Below are 16462 nucleotides of genomic sequence, written 5' to 3' on the forward strand. Positions count from 1 at the left end.
TACCGAATTAGGGGTATCCAAGGGTTTCCGGATCGCCTCGCGCTCGAATATTTTCACCCTCGGGCACGAGGTCCACGTCTCCATTTCCGGCCACTTTCGAATCGTGCTCGGCAACCGAATCTCCGGCTCGCGGAAAGGCACGAGACGATCATGACAACCTTCCATCCCGAACGCTCGGAGAACGGGGCAATTTCCGCGCCGCTGACCATGTTCGGACCGGATTTCCCGTTCCCCTACGACGATTGGCTCGCTCACCCCGGCGGCCTTGGGCGGGTTCCCGCCGAGGCGCACGGCACCGAGGTCGCCGTGATCGGCGGCGGTATCGCAGGCATGGTGGCCGCGCACGAACTGCTCCGGCTGGGCCTGCGGCCGGTCGTCTACGAAGCGGAACAGGACCTCGGGGGCCGGATGTGCTCCCCCTCCTTCGACGGTCACCCGGAGGCGATCGCCGAACTCGGCGCCATGCGCTTTCCTACCGCCGCCACCACGCTGTTCCACTACATCCGCGAGGCGGGACTGGAAACGAAGCCGTTCCCGAATCCGCTCAGCCCTTCGGCCCCGAGCACGGTGATCGACTTGGAGGGCCGGGAGCACTGGGCGCGCACCGCGGCCGAGCTGCCCTCGATCTACCAGCAGGTCTCCGATGCCTGGGACAAGGCGCTGCAGGAGAACGCGGAACGCTCGGCGATCGAGGACGCCATCCGCCGCCGGGATGTGCGCAGCATGAAGGCGATCTGGAATGGCCTTGTCGCGCGCCTCGACGATCAGTCCTTCTACGAGTTCCTGGCGAACGCGCCGTCGTTTTCCGCCTTCCGCTACCGCGAGATCTTCGGTCAGGTGGGATTCGGTACCGGCGGCTGGGACACCGACTTCCCCAATTCGATCCTGGAGATCCTGCGCGTGGTGTTCGGCCGCGCGGACGACGATCACCACACGATCGTCGGCGGCAGCCGGCAACTCCCCGAAGGACTCTGGAGGCACCGGCACCACGATCTGGCGTACTGGCCGGACGGTACTTCGCTCGCCGCGCTGCACGAGGGCCACCCGCGCCCCGCGGTATCGCACATCGACCGCTGCGGCACCGGGATCACGGTGCGGGACATCGGCGGTGGCAGCCGAGTGTATCCGGCCGCGATCTTCACCCCGAACGTGCGGCTGCTGCTCACCAAGGTGCGCACCGATGAGCGGCTGCTCCCCCGGCAATGCTGGACCGCGGTGGAGCGCACCCACTACATGGGCGCTTCCAAGGTATTCGTGCTCACCGATCGCCCGTTCTGGCAGGACAAGGACCCGGTCACCGGGCGGGACATGCTCAGCATGACCTTGACCGATCGGGCACCGCGCAGCGTGTACCTGCTCGATGACGGCCCAGACCGGCCCGGGGTGATCTGCCTGTCTTACACCTGGAACGACGACTCGCTCAAACAGCTCCCGCTCACCGACGAGGAGCGGATGGACAGCATCCTGCCCGCGCTGGAACGCATCTATCCCGGGGCCCCTATCCGCGAGCACGTGATCGGCAAGCCGATCACCGTGACGTGGGAACGGGAACCGAACTTCAACGGTGCCTTCAAGGCCAATCTGCCCGGCCACTACCGCTACCAGCGGCGGCTGTACACGCACTTCATGCAGCAGGACCTGAACGCGGACCAGCGCGGATTCTTCCTCGCCGGTGATGACGTCTCATGGACCGGAGGATTCGCCGAGGGCGCGGTGACCACGGCGCTCAACGCGGTGTGGGGCGTACTGCGGCAGTTCGGCGGCACCACCTGCGCGGGCAACCCGGGACCGGGTGACCTCTTCGCCGATTTGGCCCCGGTCGAATTGCCGATGGACTGAGAGCTCCACCTCCACCCGGATCTCCACCGCGTGGAGGTGCTACTCCACCCGGTCCGGGCAATAGTGTGTTCGGTATCGGGTCGGCTCGGGCCGGGGAACGCAAAGGCTCGTCGCGAGTGCGGCGGCAGTTATACGGAGGTGACCTTCCATGGGTGAAGTAGTCGGATTCATGCTACTTCGATTCGCCATGATCGGTGGCGGCATCATCGTGTTGCTCCTGATTCTGGGTGGAGTCGTGCTCATGCTGAAAAAGACCGGCCGATTCGAGCAGGCCAAGAAGATGGTCGAGCCCGCCGTGCGCAGCAAGCTGAGCAAGAGCAACGGTTACAAGAGCGCCCTTGGCAGCAAGGCGCTGGATTACCTGAGCGAGCGCGAGAAGAGCGGCCACCAGGGCAAGGACTCCGAGTAACCCCGAGGGGGTACGGAATGAACACGGCAACCACGATCGCCAACATCGGCCTCGGCCATGTCATGAGCGTCATGCTCAGGCAATACCCGGTCATCGGCGGAGTCGCGCTGCTCGCGGTCGCCCTCCTGGGCACCAGCCTTTTCCTGGTGTCGCGGGAGAAGAGCTGACGGCCATGGGCAGATGTGGCGACGAGGACACCGAACTGGGACTGGCGGAGCGGATCGCGCCAGGATGGCTTGTCGTCCAGGTCTTCGGCACCCTGCTGCTGCTCGTCGCCCTGCTCACCGCGTCGGCCTCGGCGCTGGTCTGGGTGATCTGCGCGGCCGGTTTTCTGTGCTGGTTGTTCTTCGCGGTTTTCGACCGGACGCTGCCACGGCCCGCGACCGTGACCCTCGCCCTGGCCTCTGTGCTGCCCACGCTGGTGACCGGGCTCAGCGCGGACGGCACCGCGATCCTGATGGCCGGGGTACCGCTGGGGATTTTCGCGGCACTGCCCTGGGTCAGCGCCAATCTCATCATCGTCTTCGCCGGTTTGCACATCGCGGTGGAAGTGGCCAGTTGCGCGATCGCCGACAAATCCTGGGTGACGATGCTCGGCTACGCGGTCGTACTGCTGGTCTCGACGCTGTTCGGCTTGAATCGCCGTCAGTATCAGGTTCAGGCACTGCAGACGGAACTGCTGCTCGAACAAACCCACCTGAAAAACGATGAACACGCGAAAGCCGCTGCACTGCGCGAGCGTGCCCGCATCGCACGGGAGATCCACGACGTCCTGGCCCATTCGCTCGGCGCGCTGAGCGTGCAGCTCGACGTCGCCGAGGGGCTGCTGAGTGTGAAAGACGACCACGCGGGGGCCCTGGAGCGGTTGCGCCGATCCCGGCGGCTGGCCAACGAAGGGCTGGCCGAGGCTCGCCGTGCGGTGGCTGCGCTACGTGGCAACGCCCCGCCGCTTTCGGTTTCCCTACAGCGAATGGCCGCCGAACACCAACGCGATCATGGGGTGCAGGTCACTTACCAGACGAACGGAACCCCACGCCCGATCAGCCCGGGGGCCACGATCTCCTTGCTGCGCGCCGCGCGCGAAGCGCTGACCAACGCCGCGAAGCACGCGCCTGGCTCCCCGGTGACCGTGCTTGTCGAATACGCGCCGACCAAGCTCGTGCTGCGCGTCTCCAACGAAGAGATGCCCAGTTCCCCCGCACCGGAGGAATCCGGGGCACAGCCACCCGGCTACGGACTCGTCGGGATGGGGGAACGACTCGCGCTGGTGAGCGGGACCCTGGTGGCCGGGCAACCCGCGGGCCCGGGCCGCGCAGGCTGGCTGGTGACCGCTGAGGTGCCGGAATGAGGAACACGATGATCCGGGTGATTGTGGCCGATGACCAGCAGATCATCCGGGAGGGCCTGGTCGCGGTGCTCGATCTGATGGACGACATCGAGGTCGTCGGCAGCGTCTGCAACGGCGAGGAAGTCCTGGCCATGATCGCCGAGGCCGCCCCCGACGCGGTGCTGATGGACCTGCGCATGCCGGTACTCGACGGCATCGAATGCACAAAACGCATCACCGCCGAGCACCCCGGGATCACGGTGCTGGTTCTCACCACCTACGTCGACGACGAATCCATCGCTGCCGCGCTGCACGCCGGGGCCAAGGGATACGTGACCAAGGACGCCGGGCGGGACCAGATCGCGGCCGCGCTACGGGCCACCGCCGCGGGCCAGGCCACCTTCGACACCGCGGTGTCCGAGCGGTTGGTCGCCGCCTTCGCCGCGGGCTGCGCGGACGGGCCCGCCCAGCCGCACGAGCAGAACTGGCCGCGCGCCGGCGGCGCCGAGCTGACCGCACGGGAAGCCCAGGCGCTGGAGTTGATCGCGCAGGGCATGAGCAACGCCGAGATCGCCACCGCGATGCTGATCGGCGAGGCCACGGTGAAAACGCACACCACCAATTTATTCGGGAAATTAGGGGTGCGCAACCGAAGCGAAGCAGTACGCTACTACTACCGGCACGGTCTCGCCGACTGATTCCCGACCACCCCTATTGACCGGGTTTCCGGTCCAGGGGGACACTAGGGGTCGCCGGAGCAGGACAAGGGGTTGCCCGGCCCGCACCGCCTTATTAGCCTTCGACTCAACAGTTCTCGGGATTCTCCGAAATCGGCCGCTCGAGGTTTGTACAGAATCATCGTAATCGCGCACGGAATTCTGCGTCACGGATTCGACGAAGACGCGCGGCCATAAGACGAAAGAGTCGGCGCTGATGATCAACGAGAGTGCACGAAATCCCTTTGGTATGCGGGCGGGTGAACAAGTTCTCCTCGTCGCACCGCACCCGGATGATGAGACCATCGGCCCGGGTGGCACCGCCGCCCGGCTGGCCGCGGCAGGTATCGGCGTGCACGTCCTGTGTGTGACCGTGCGTTCCGCGCGAATGTGGGGCGGACACAGCGATCCGCACACCCGGCTCACCGAATTCGAGGCCGCGTGCAAGGCTCTCGGCGCCACTTCGCAGACGATCGCCTGGGTGGACGAAACCGGCGAGCTCGATATCACCGCCAAACAGCGCGACCTGGTGAACCTTATCGAGACCCACGAGGAATGCTCCCTGTCCTCGGTGCGCCCGGATACGTTGATCATCCCCGCCGCGGGCGGCTACCACCAGGATCACCAGGCGGTATTCCGGGCCGCCTTCGCCGCCGCGCGAATCCACGGCCCCGGGCTGAAACCGACCCCGCGCCTGGTGCTCGGCTACCGCGGAGTCGAGGACCGCTGGTCCGCCGACCGGGAACCGTGGTGGGTACACGTCGACACATCCGCGCACTGGGCGGACAAAGAAGAAGCCCTGCGCGCGTACGGCACCCAAATGCGCCCGGGAAATCAGCCCCGTTCACTGGAACATATTCAGACCATCGACGCGGCAACGGGCGGATCGCATTGCTGGGAATACGGCGAATCCTTTGTCCCGTACCGGATGTCCTGGTAACCACCGGCTCGTCGGCAATCGCCGGAGTCACGAAACCCATACAAGACCGGAACTGCGGTCCAGTCCGATCAGAATCCGAGGATTATCGCCATGGCTGACACCGATCGGCATATCGTCATCGTGGGGATCGGGTACACCGGTCTGCCGTTGGCCGTCGCGCAGGCGCGCCTCGGCCGTCAGGTCACCGGCTTCGATATCAGCACCGAGCGCGTCGATGCGGTGAAGGCACTGCGTTCCCCGGTCGACACCGTCGCGGATACCGAACTGGCCGAGGTGGCCGAGCGGCTCAGCGCCACCCGCGACCCCGCGGTGCTCGGCACGGCCGACATCGTGGTGGTCTGTGCCCCGACCCCGGTCAAAGAGGACGACCAGCCCGACCTGACCCCACTGCGGTCCGCGGTGGCTACCGTGCGGGATCACCTGCGGCCGGGCCAGCTGGTGATCGTGGAATCCACCACCTATCCGGGCACCACCGATGCCTTGCTGTTGCCCATTCTGGAGGAATCGGGCCTGCGGGCCGGGGCGGATTTCGACCTCGCATACTCACCGGAGCGCATAGATCCCGGCAACGCTCGGTTCGACCTGAGCAACACACCCCGGCTGGTCGGCGGGCTCACCGAGCGCTCGCGGGACCGCACCGCCGAATTCTACCGCGGGGTCACCCAGGTGCACCTGACCAAGGGCATGCGTGAGGCGGAGGCGGCCAAGATCTTGGAGAACACCTTCCGCCAGGTGAACATCGCACTGGTCAACGAGTTCGCCCAGCTGTGCCACAGCATGGAGCTGGACGTGTGGGACACGATCCGCGCCGCGGCCACCAAGCCCTACGGTTTCAAGGTGTTCTGGCCGGGTTCCGGAGTCGGCGGGCACTGCATCCCGGCTGATCCGCTCTATCTCGTGCACCACGCCACCACACTCGGGCTGCGGTTCAGGATGGCCGAGACCGCACACCGGGTGAACAAGGGCATGCCGCTGTGGGTGTCCGACCGGGTGTGCAAGCACCTGGAGAACAGCTCGATCGCGGTCACCGGCACCAAAATCCTGGTCCTCGGGGTCACCTATAAGCCGGATGTGGCGGACACCAGGGAAACCCCCGCCGAACCGATCATCGGGCAGTTCGCCGAGCGTGGGGCAGACGTGTCCTTCCACGACCCGTACATCGACGTGTTCGCGGATCTGCAGTGCGTTCCGGACTTGGACGCCGCGATCGTCGAGGCCGATATGGTCGTGCTGCTGCAGCCGCATCAGGAGTACACCCCCGAGGTGCTTGGCAACGCGCGCCGGCTGTTCGACACCACCGGCAGCGCGTCGAGCTCCACCGGCGTGACCAGCCTGTAGCTCCCATCTCCGCAGCGGTACCCGAAGGCCGCCTTGACGATACGTTCGCCGAGGCGGCCTTCGGGTGTGTCCGGATGCCGTCCACGGGTACCTCGAGCCGTCCGGGTCCGCCGTCGCGGGCAGACCGCATCGGCCTGACTCCGAGGCAAATTCGCGGTCCGATCCCCTAAGCAACCCCTATTGCCCACACCTTTTTCGAGATCTGGACGACAATCACCGGCACCCACGAGGGTGGAGAACCCGGGCACCCCCGGTGGATCGGGTGGAGCCCGAATCAAGGCCGAATGGGTGCGGCCACAGGGCCTGACGGTGGACCGAAATTCACTGATAGCAATCCTGCCGTAGCCCGCTGACCTGGTAATCGTCCCGCGACCGCGGAGCAAGGCCGGGTTTCGGGAGCACACCCGGGCCAAGGTTTCAATACTCTGAGTAGTTTCATGTGAGCGACCCGGTACATATCGTTATCGGTTTAGACAGAATGGCGTAAACCCACTCGAACACCACTTCCTTGATCGTTTTGACCGGTTCATGCCGCCGGCTCCACGGAACACGGTTTGCACCTACCGGTGACAGCATTGATACCAAGGGCGAAAAACATGGCTACAGTAACGCTCCGAGAGAAGATTTCCACCCATATAGCGGATTGCGGCCGCAAGCGAACCTGTACTCGGAGACAAGCTCCGGACCATTCATCTGTCGTCGACCCAGTAACGAACAGTAGCGATTTACTCACTGGAGTGCTGCGACCAGGCGCTTGTCATCGCGTTAGCTGCCAGCTACGTTAGCCATTGCCGAAGAAGCTTACGAAGATCGTTACCGCTCCTTCGTCGACCACGATTCACTGATAGTAAGCATGTTCCGCCGAAGAAGGTCACCGAGATGGGGGCACCTCTCCGGTGGGGAAATCACTGGGGTGATACGCGCATGGCTTTGGTTGAACGGGAACAAGTACTAGCCAATTTGATGGAGCTGCTCGACGACAGTCGGCAGGGTAGGGGGACCGTCACCCTGCTGACCGGCGGCATCGCCGGCGGGAAGATCAGCCTGCTGCGCCGGTTCGCCGAGCAGGCGAATGACTCCGGCGCACTGGTGCTCAGTGCCTATGGCGCCGCCGCGGAGGAGGACGTCCCGCTCGGCATCCTCGATCAGCTTTTCGGTTCCCCCTTACTACCCCCGGAAACGGCCGCGCAGGGCAGGCGGATCATCAGCTCCGGTACCCAGGCGGACTCCGGCAACGGCCTGCGCTTCGACGCCCGCGTCGCGCACGGGATCTGTGTGACACTGCTGGAGTTGAGCAGAGAACGGCCGCTGGTCGTGGTGGTCAACGACATGCAGTTCGCGGACCGCGCCTCGATGCGCGCCCTGCTCTACGTCCAGCGCCGCATCGGTGCTTCCCGGATCCTGATGATCCTGGCCGAGTGCGCCAGCGCCCGGCCCGTCCGCTCCCGGCTGCACTCGGAGATCATCCGGCAACCACACGCGCGCCTGCTCCGGGTTCCCCCGCTGTCGGTCAGCGGGGTCGCGAAGGTGCTCGCCGAACAGCTCGGCCCGGACGTGGCCAGCAGGCTCGCCGCGGCGGGCCACCGGCTCACCGGTGGCAATCCCCTGCTCACTCACGCTCTCGCGGACGACTGCGAGACGGCCGGTGGCACCGAGCTGACCGTGGGCATCGCCTACGAGCAGGCGGTGCTGGACTGCCTGCACCGGAGTCCGGCGATCCTGGTACGCATCGCCCACGTGATGGCCGCGCTCGATGGCAAGGGCGACCTCGAGGACCTGGCACAGATCCTGCAACGGGACCAGGGCACCGTGAGCGCGGCGGCCGACATCCTGGAACACAGCGGGCTGATCGAGCACAACCGATACCGTCACCCGCGCGCGGGCGCGGTGGTGCGCCGCGAACTTCCCGAGGGCCGGGCACGGGCACTCAACCTCGATATCGCCCTGCGCCTGCACCAAACGGGCAAGCCGGACACGGTGGTCGCGGATTTCCTGCTCCGCGCCGAGGAGGCCGGCGCGTGGTCGCTTCCGGTGCTGTGGAACGCCGCGCACGAAGCGCTGCGGGAGAACCGCCCGGCGGACGCGGTCGCCTACCTGAGCCTGCCGAAACGGGAGAACATGCCCGCCTTCGATGCCACGGCCTTCACCGCCCGGCTGGCGCAGGTCCACAGCCGGACGAATCCACCGGCCGCGGCGGACCAGCTCGGTCCGCTCGGCGAATCCTTCGAGCGTGGTCAGCTCAACGGCCAGCACACCGCCGACTACCTCCACTCGCTGCTCTGGCACGGCAGGCTCGACCAGGCCTGCACCGTGCTGAGCTCCCCCGCGGCGGCGCACCTCGCGCGCAGCCCGTGGGTGCGGGCGTGGTTCCCCGAGGTGGCACTGGAAAGCGAACGCCGCACGGCCGAAGGCCAGGACGCGCATTCGGTGCAGCCACCGCCGCTTGCGCAGTTCGCAGAGCACCGGGAAAAGACCCTGATCGGCGCCGAGCAGGTGCTGGAGAGCTGCTGGCTGATCGAGGCACCGCAGCTGGAGAAGGTCCTTCCCGCACTGCAAGCGCTGACCACGGCCGGTCAGCCGCACCGGGCAGCTCGCTGGTGCGAGGAGCTGCTCGGCATGCCCGCGGTGCAGTCCGCACCCACCCTGCACGCGGTGATCACCGATGCGCTCGCCGCGATCGCGCTGCGGCTCGGTGATCTTCCCGAAGCCGAACGGTACGCCCGGCAGGCGCTGACCATCCTGCCCGCGCAGAGCTGGGGAACGTTGATCGGCATGCCGGTCGCGCACCTGGTGGACGCGCTGACCAGGATGGCCCGGTATGAGGAGGCCGCCGCCGAGCTCAAGCGCGACCTCCCGAGCAGCATCCGGCAGACCGGATTCTGGTTGCAGTACCTCAACGCCCGCGCCAACCACGACCTTGCCACCGGTCGGCTGCACGCCGCGCTGGAGGACTTCGCCACCGTGCGCAGGCTGGCCCAGCACTGGGGCCTGGACCACCCGGAACTCGTCCCGTGGCGCCTCGGTGCCGCGAAGGCGAACTCCCGGCTCGGGCGCACCGATCGGGCCCGCGCCCTGCTGCGCGAACAACTCGAACTCTGCGGGGAACACGACGTTCGCGCCCATGCCGCCTGCCTGCGCGCCCTCGCGGAGGTCAGCGAATTCAAAGAGCGGATGGCGATGCTCCACACGGCCGCGGACGAACTGCAGAACTGCGACGACCGCTACGAACTCGCACACGTGCTCGCCACGCTCAGCGAAAGCGCCCAGATGCTCGGCGATTACAACCGGGCCCGGACCACGCAACGGCGCGCCGTGCAGCTGGCCAAGGCCTGCGGCGCCGAACCACTGTGGCGCAACCTGACCCCGGCCGGTACCGCACCGATCGCCCCCGAGTACCCGGCCGAGGACACCGCCGTCAACCCGTCCGCGCTCAGCGCCGCCGAGCAGCGGGTGGCCTCTCTTGCCTCGCTCGGGCACACCAACCGCGAGATCTCCCGCAAGCTCTATATCACGGTCAGCACCGTGGAACAGCACCTCACCAGGGTGTACCGGAAGCTGAATATCCAGCGCCGCACCGAATTGCCGAGCGGACACCGGTGGCTCCCTGGCACAAGTGAGAGGGAGCAGCTGCCGCGTCCTCAAGCGGTGTCCTGGTAGCAGCCCGCTGAATCAGCGCATCCGCGCGCGAGCACGGCGCTGGATCGTCATGGCGCGCATCCACCACGCCAACGGCGGACTCACCGCGCCGGACGACCATGATCCGCGCTCGGCGGACCGCATCCTCGAACGATGTCCGGCCGCGGTCCCGACATCTACCGCTGCGCCAGCCAGTCGTGCACCCGCTGCGCGGTCTGCGCCACGTGCTCACGCATCATCGTGAAGTGGTCGCCGGGGGTATCCTCGGTGTCGGCGGCTAGCTCCCAGCTCGTCTGCCAGCCTTCGGTTCCTTCCCACGACGGCAGTGGGTCGGTGGCACGCAGCAGCAGCGTGCGGGTCTGGATCGGTTGCGGTGTCCAGCCGTCGAACACCTGCAGGTAGCCGCCCATGGCGGTGAGCCGGGCATCACTGAGCGAAACCCCGGCCGCACCGGACATTTCGCCGGCCAGTTCGCCTTGCACATCGGCGAGGACATCGGCGTTCTGCAGATAGGTGTCCAGCAGGATCAGTCCACGCGGGGCGGTGCCGTGGTTTTCCAGATACCGCGCCAGTTCGTGCGCGACCGGTCCGCCGGAGGAATGCGCGGCGAGGGCGAACGGCCTGCCTTCGAGATGCGGCAACAGCACTTCGGCCAGGGCCCGCACCAGCGCCGCCACCGACTCGGGCAGTGGCTCGGATGCGTGATAGCCGGGAATGGGAAGTGCGGACACGTCCCGCATATCGCGCAGTGCGGCGGCGAATCTGGCGTATTCCTGCGGTCCGGACATGGCGAGCACCGAGGGCACGCAGATCAGTTCGGTGTCCGCGTTGCCCTTGGCCAGCCGCACCACGTCGATGCCATCCGGCTGTTCCTCCGGCTCGAACCTGGGCCGGAAACGCGCGGCCCGGGCGAGCAGTTCCACGAATTCGCCGAACCGCCCGGTGCGCGCGGCCCGGGCGAGCATCGGGGCGAACAGTCCCGCCGGTTCGCTCGGCTCGGCTTGCGGTGCGGCGGTGTCCCCAGCTCCACACAGTTCTCCGTGCACCGTCTTCGCCACGTCCAGAACGGTGGGATGTTCGAACACCAGGGTGGCGGGCAGCATGAGCCCGGTGGCCCCGTTGATCCGGTTGCGCAATTCGACCCCGGTCAGCGAGTCCACCCCGAGTTCCAGGAACCGGGTGCCCGCATCGATCTCGGCGGCATCCTCGGCGCTGTACCCGAGAACATTCCCGAGGTGCCCGCGGACCAGCTCGACAAGTACCCGCTGTGCCCCGGCCTCGTCCGCTTCCGCGATCCGGGCGCGCAGGCGCTGTGCGGTATCCGCGCCCTCGCGCGCCGTTCGCTTGGCGGGCAACCGAACCAGGCCGCGCAGCATCGGCGGAACGCTGCCCCGGTCGGGCTGGGACCGCAGCACGGCGCCCACATCCAGGCGCATCGGCACGGACAGCGTCCGCCGCCCGGCCAGCGCGGTGTCGAACAGGGCGAGCCCGGCCTCGGTGGACAGTCCGCCCATGGCGTCCTCGGCGACCGCGGCGGTGGATTCCCCGCGCAGCTCCCATAGGCCCCACGCCATCGAGTGCGCGGGCAGCCCCTGTGCCCTGCGGTGTTCGGCGAAGGCATCCAGGAAGACATTGGCCGCGGCGTAGGCGCCCTGCCCCGGATTACCGAAGATCCCCGCCGCGGAGGAGAACAGGACGAACGCGGCAAGCTCGGCCCCGGCAGTCAGCTCGTGCAGCGCCACCGCGGCATCCACCTTCGGCCGCAGCACTCGCTCCAGCCGCTCCGGATCGAGCCCGCTGATCATCCCGTCGTCGAGCACCACCGCGGAATGCAGCACCGCGGTGAGCGGGTGTGCCTCGGGAATCGCGGCCAGCAGCTCGGCGAGCGCGCCCCGGTCGGCGATATCGCAGGCGGCCAGCGTCACCACGGCACCGAGCTCGGTGAGTTCGGCGCGCAGCGCGTCCGCTCCGGGCGCATCCGGCCCGCGCCTGCTGACCAGCAGCAGGCGGCGCGCGCCGTGTTCGGTGACCAGGTGCCGGGCGATCAAGCCTGCCACCGCCCCGGTGCCCCCGGTGATCAGCACGGTGCCTTCGGGATCGAGGCGCGGCCCGGTCTCCTCGACAGCAGTGCTCTTGCCCAATCGCGGAGCGAGCAGGGCCCCCTCGCGCACGGCGAGTTCGGGCTCCTCGGTAGCCAGCGCCATTCCGAGCGCGCGCAGCGAATCCGGGCCGTGGTCGAGGTCGATCAGCCGGAATCGACCGGGTTCCTCCGCCGACGCCGAGCGCAGCAGCCCGCGCGCGGTGGCCGCGGCCAGATCGGGCACCTGTTCGACTTCGGTTGCCGCGAGCGCCCCTCGGGTGAGCAGCACCAGGGTGCTCGCCGCCGGGGCTTCGGCCAGCCAGCGCTGGGTCAGCTCGAGCGCCGAACGCGCCGCCTCGTGCGCGGCCTCGGACACGTCCGCACCCGAGGAATCCACCGTGACCAGCAGGGTGGCGGGCGCTTCGGCCATGGATTCCAGCACCGGGATCCCCAGCGCGGCGCCGACGCCGAACCGGTCCGGCCCGAGCACCGCGATGTCCGCGGCACCGGCCTCCGGTACCGGAACCGGGGTCCAGTCCACCTGGTACAGCGGATCGGCGCCGAGCCCGGCCGGGGACAGCTCCCGGGTGCGCAGCGCGTCCACCGAAACCACCGGCGCACCATCGGGATCGGTGGCCAGCAACCGCAAACCGTTCGCACCACGGGAAAGCCTCACCCGCAGCGCGGTGGACCCGGTGCCCCGCAACCGCACCCCGGTGAAGGCGAACGGCAATCCGGGCCGTCCATTGTGGACGTCCCCGTCGCCGAGCATCCCGCCGAGTAGCGCACCGTGCAGGGCCGCGTCCAACAGCGCCGGGTGCGCCGTGAACCCGCTTTCGGCTCCGTCTGTTTCCACCTCGGCGAAGATCTCCGCACCACGGCGCCAGGCGGACCGCAATCCCTGAAAGGCCGGTCCGTAACCGAGACCCTGCGCGGCAAGGTCCAGGTAGAGGTGTTCGATGTCCACCGGTTCGGCGTCCGCGGGCGGCCACGGTCCGTGCTCGGTCACCGGTCCCCCGGTCGGCGGTTCCTCGGTCGGCGATAGCGATCCGGTGGCGTGCAGGGTCCACGGGCTCGCCTCGTCCTCGGGGCGGGAGTAGATGTCCACCGAACGGCTCTCCGCGACCTCTCCGCCGAGCACCAGGTGCAGCCGCACCGCATGTTCGGCGGGCAGCACAAGCGGGGCGGCCAGGGTGAGGTCGGCGAGGGTTCCGTAGCCGCACTCGGCACCGGCGTGCACCGCCATCTCCACGAACGCGGTCCCGGGTAGCAGCACGGTGTCCATCGCGGCGTGATCGGCAAGCCAGGGATGGGTGCGCAACGAGAGGCGGCCGGTGTAGCGCACCGCGTCCGAGTCCGGAAGCGCGATGGCGGCCCCGAGCAGCGGGTGCCCGGTCCCGGTCAACCCGGCCGCGGTCACGTCCCCGGCGCCCGAGGTGGTGCCGCCGAGCCAGAACCGCTGCCGCTGGAACCGGTAGGTGGGCACCTCGGCGAGCCGGGCACCGGTGCACACCGTCGCCCAGTCCACCGGCGCGCCGTGCACGTGCGCCTCGGCCAGCGCGGCGAACCAGCGCTGCGGGCCGCCGTCCGCGCGGCGCAGCGAGCCGACAACGGCCGCCTCGGAACCGTGCGCTTCGAGGGTCTGCCTTGTCGGCATCGCGATCACCGGGTGCGGGCTGCACTCCACGAAGACCGCGTGCCGATCCTGGGCCAGCGCGGTGATGGCGGGCTGATAGAGCACGGGTTGGCGCAGGTTCTGATACCAGTATTCGGCGTCGAACTCGGCGGTGTCACGCACCGCACCGGTGACGGTGGAATACATCGGGATCGTGGACCGGCGCGGCCGGATCGGGGCCAGCTCACGCACCAGGTCGTCGTGCAGCGCGTCGACCTGGGCCGAATGCGCCGCGGTGTCCAGTCCGGGCACCCGCTTCGCCCACACGCCGTCTTTCTCGCACTGCGCCAGTAATTCGGTCAGCGCCTCCGGATCCCCGGAAACCCCGCAGGAGGATGCGCTGTTCACTGTGGACACCGAAAGCCGATCACCCCAGGGTTCGAGCCGCCGTGCCAGCTGTTCCCGGCCGAGCGAGACGGTGGCCATCGCGCCATGCCCGGAGAGCCGGGCCGAGGCCCTGCTGCGCGCGGCGACGATCAGCGCGGCGTCGGCGAGTTCGAGTCCACCGGCCACGTAGGCCGCGGCCACCTCGCCCTGGGAATGCCCGACGACCGCCGCCGGATGCACCCCGTGCGCCCGCCACAACGCCGCGAGAGAGACCATCATGGTGAACAGCACCGGTTGGATCACGTCGATGCGATCGCACTCGGGTGCACCCGGCTCCGCGCGCAGCACGGCGAGCACCGACCAGTCCAGGTGTGCATCGAAGGCCCGCGCGCAGTCGGCCGCCGCCTCGGCGAACGCGGGCGAGTAAGCCAGCAGTTCGCGAGCCATACCCGGCCACTGCGAACCCTGGCCGGGAAACACGAGGGCCACCTTGGCCTGCGCCGGGGCGGTGCCACACAGCACGAGATCGCTCGGCTGGTCTTCGGTAACGGCGTCCAGGGCGGCGCGCACTTGTTCGGGCGTCGTGCCGAGGATCGCCGCGCGGTGGGCGAGCCCGGCGCGGCCGGTGGCGAGGGTATAGGCCACATCCGCATGCGACAGCTCGGGATTCGCGTCCAGGTGCGCACGCAGGGCACCTGCCTGCGCGCGCAACGCGGAGCCGGTGCGACCGGAAAGCACGAGCGGGAAGGCCGGACTGTCCAGTGCTGGACCGTCCGAGGGCTGTTCTTGCTCCGGTGCCTGCTCCAGAATGACGTGCGCATTGGTGCCACTGATCCCGAAGGAGGACACCGCGGCGCGGCGCGGGTGCTCCGAATCGGGCCAGTCCAGGTTGTCCGGAATCAGGGCCACCGCACCGGAACTCCAGTCCACGTGCGAGGTGGGCTGCTCGGCGTGCAGGGTACGGGGAACCATGCCGCGCTGCAGCGCGAGCACCATCTTGATCACGCCCGCGACCCCGGCAGCAGCCTGAGTATGCCCCACATTCGACTTCACCGAACCCAAATACAGCGGCCGATCCACACCACGACCCCGGCCATACGTCGCCAACAACGCCTGCGCCTCAATGGGGTCACCGAGCGAAGTCCCCGTACCATGCGCCTCGATCACATCCACCTGATCGGCCGGTACCCCCGCGGAATCCAAAGCCTGCCGAATCACCCGCTGCTGCGAAGGACCATTCGGCGCAGTCAAACCATTACTGGCACCATCGGAATTCACCGCCGAACCACACACCACCGCAAGCACCGGATGCCCCGACCGCCGCGCATCCGAAAGCCGCTCCATCAACAGCATCCCGGCACCCTCGGACATCCCGAACCCATCCGCCCCCTCGGCGAACGGTTTGCACCGGCCATCCCGGGACAGCGCACCCTGCTGACTGAAGCTCAGGAACGACTCCGGCTGGGACATCACGGTCGCGCCCCCGGCAAGCGCCAGTGAGCACTCGCCGCTACGCAGCGCCTGCGCGGCCAGGTGCAAGGTCACCAGGGACGAGGAGCATGCGGTGTCCACGCTGACCGAGGGGCCCTCGAAGCCGAAGGTGTAGGAAATCCGCCCGGAGGCGATACTGGACGAGTTGCCCAGTGCCGCGTGTGCCTCGGTCTCCGCGGGAATCTCCGTGGTGCCGCTGGCATAGCTGCTGTTCATCAGCCCGACGAACACCCCGACCTTCGCCCGCCGCAGGGACTGCGGGTCGATGCCGCCGCGTTCCAGTGCCTCCCAGGACGTTTCCAGCAGCAGCCGCTGCTGCGGATCCATACCAAGCGCCTCGTGCGGCGAGATGCCGAACAGTGCGGGGTCGAAATCCGTTGCGCCGTCGAGGAAACCGCCGTTGCAGGTGTACGAGGCGGCCCCGTCGGCGGCCTCCGGGTCGTAGAGCCGATCGAGATCCCAGCCACGGTCGGCGGGGAATTCACCGATCGCGTCGATGCCCTCGGTTACCAAGTGCCACAACGATTCCGGGGAATCCACCCCGCCGGGGAACCGGCAGGCCATCCCGACGATCGCGAGCGGCTCGCGATCGGTCTCCTCGGCCTTGGCCAGCCGCTGCCGGGTCTGATGCAGCTCGGCGGTGACCTGCTTGAGGTAGTGCCGCAGCTTGTCTGCAGTAGCAGT

The 16462-nt window shown here is 68.1% G+C and carries 8 protein-coding genes and 1 pseudogene; 8 read left to right on the plus strand and 1 reads right to left on the minus strand.

Going from position 1 to position 16462, the window contains the following annotated elements:
* Positions 1-150: 150 nt before the first annotated feature.
* The 8 genes from A37U_RS0114430 (at position 151) to A37U_RS43760 (ending at position 10226) form a co-directional block, all read left to right on the plus strand.
* Positions 151-1839: a flavin monoamine oxidase family protein gene (locus A37U_RS0114430; protein WP_020497357.1), complete on the plus strand. Its 1689-nt coding sequence runs from the start codon at positions 151-153 to the stop codon at positions 1837-1839.
* A gap of 148 nt (positions 1840-1987) precedes the next feature.
* Positions 1988-2248 (plus strand): hypothetical protein, encoded by a 261-nt coding sequence (locus A37U_RS43750; RefSeq protein WP_020497358.1) that lies wholly within the window; start codon positions 1988-1990, stop codon positions 2246-2248.
* Positions 2249-2265: 17 nt separating this feature from the next.
* Positions 2266-2415, plus strand: a complete 150-nt coding sequence (locus A37U_RS51510) for a hypothetical protein (protein ID WP_020497359.1) — start codon at positions 2266-2268, stop codon at positions 2413-2415.
* 5 nt (positions 2416-2420) lie between these two features.
* Complete coding sequence (locus A37U_RS43755) at positions 2421-3596, plus strand: sensor histidine kinase (RefSeq protein ID WP_020497360.1); 1176 nt, start codon at positions 2421-2423, stop codon at positions 3594-3596.
* An 8-nt stretch (positions 3597-3604) separates the two neighbouring features.
* Entirely contained in the window at positions 3605-4273 is a 669-nt protein-coding gene (locus A37U_RS0114450; RefSeq protein ID WP_020497361.1) for a response regulator, read from the plus strand.
* Positions 4274-4508: 235 nt separating this feature from the next.
* Complete coding sequence (locus A37U_RS0114455; RefSeq protein ID WP_026197226.1) at positions 4509-5231, plus strand: PIG-L deacetylase family protein; 723 nt, start codon at positions 4509-4511, stop codon at positions 5229-5231.
* Positions 5232-5321: 90 nt separating this feature from the next.
* Positions 5322-6569, plus strand: coding sequence for a nucleotide sugar dehydrogenase (locus tag A37U_RS0114460; protein WP_020497363.1), 1248 nt, complete (start codon positions 5322-5324; stop codon positions 6567-6569).
* Positions 6570-7493: 924 nt separating this feature from the next.
* Positions 7494-10226, plus strand: coding sequence for an AAA family ATPase (locus A37U_RS43760; RefSeq protein WP_169526874.1), 2733 nt, complete (start codon positions 7494-7496; stop codon positions 10224-10226).
* A 155-nt stretch (positions 10227-10381) separates the two neighbouring features.
* Here A37U_RS43760 and A37U_RS0114470 read toward each other — a convergent pair.
* Positions 10382-16459, minus strand: a pseudogene (locus tag A37U_RS0114470) (type I polyketide synthase); the annotation flags it as partial.
* Between the last annotated feature and the right edge of the window lie 3 nt (positions 16460-16462).

Source organism: Sciscionella marina DSM 45152, from assembly GCF_000379465.1.
Lineage (GTDB): Bacteria > Actinomycetota > Actinomycetes > Mycobacteriales > Pseudonocardiaceae > Sciscionella > Sciscionella marina.

Coding starts and splice junctions, on each gene's coding strand:
- A37U_RS43760 (WP_169526874.1), top strand. CDS start 7,494: ATGGCTTTGGTTGAACGGGAACAAGTACTAGCCAATTTGATGGAGCTG.
- A37U_RS51510 (WP_020497359.1), top strand. CDS start 2,266: ATGAACACGGCAACCACGATCGCCAACATCGGCCTCGGCCATGTCATG.
- A37U_RS0114460 (WP_020497363.1), top strand. CDS start 5,322: ATGGCTGACACCGATCGGCATATCGTCATCGTGGGGATCGGGTACACC.
- A37U_RS0114430 (WP_020497357.1), top strand. CDS start 151: ATGACAACCTTCCATCCCGAACGCTCGGAGAACGGGGCAATTTCCGCG.
- A37U_RS0114450 (WP_020497361.1), top strand. CDS start 3,605: ATGATCCGGGTGATTGTGGCCGATGACCAGCAGATCATCCGGGAGGGC.
- A37U_RS43750 (WP_020497358.1), top strand. CDS start 1,988: ATGGGTGAAGTAGTCGGATTCATGCTACTTCGATTCGCCATGATCGGT.
- A37U_RS0114455 (WP_026197226.1), top strand. CDS start 4,509: ATGATCAACGAGAGTGCACGAAATCCCTTTGGTATGCGGGCGGGTGAA.
- A37U_RS43755 (WP_020497360.1), top strand. CDS start 2,421: ATGGGCAGATGTGGCGACGAGGACACCGAACTGGGACTGGCGGAGCGG.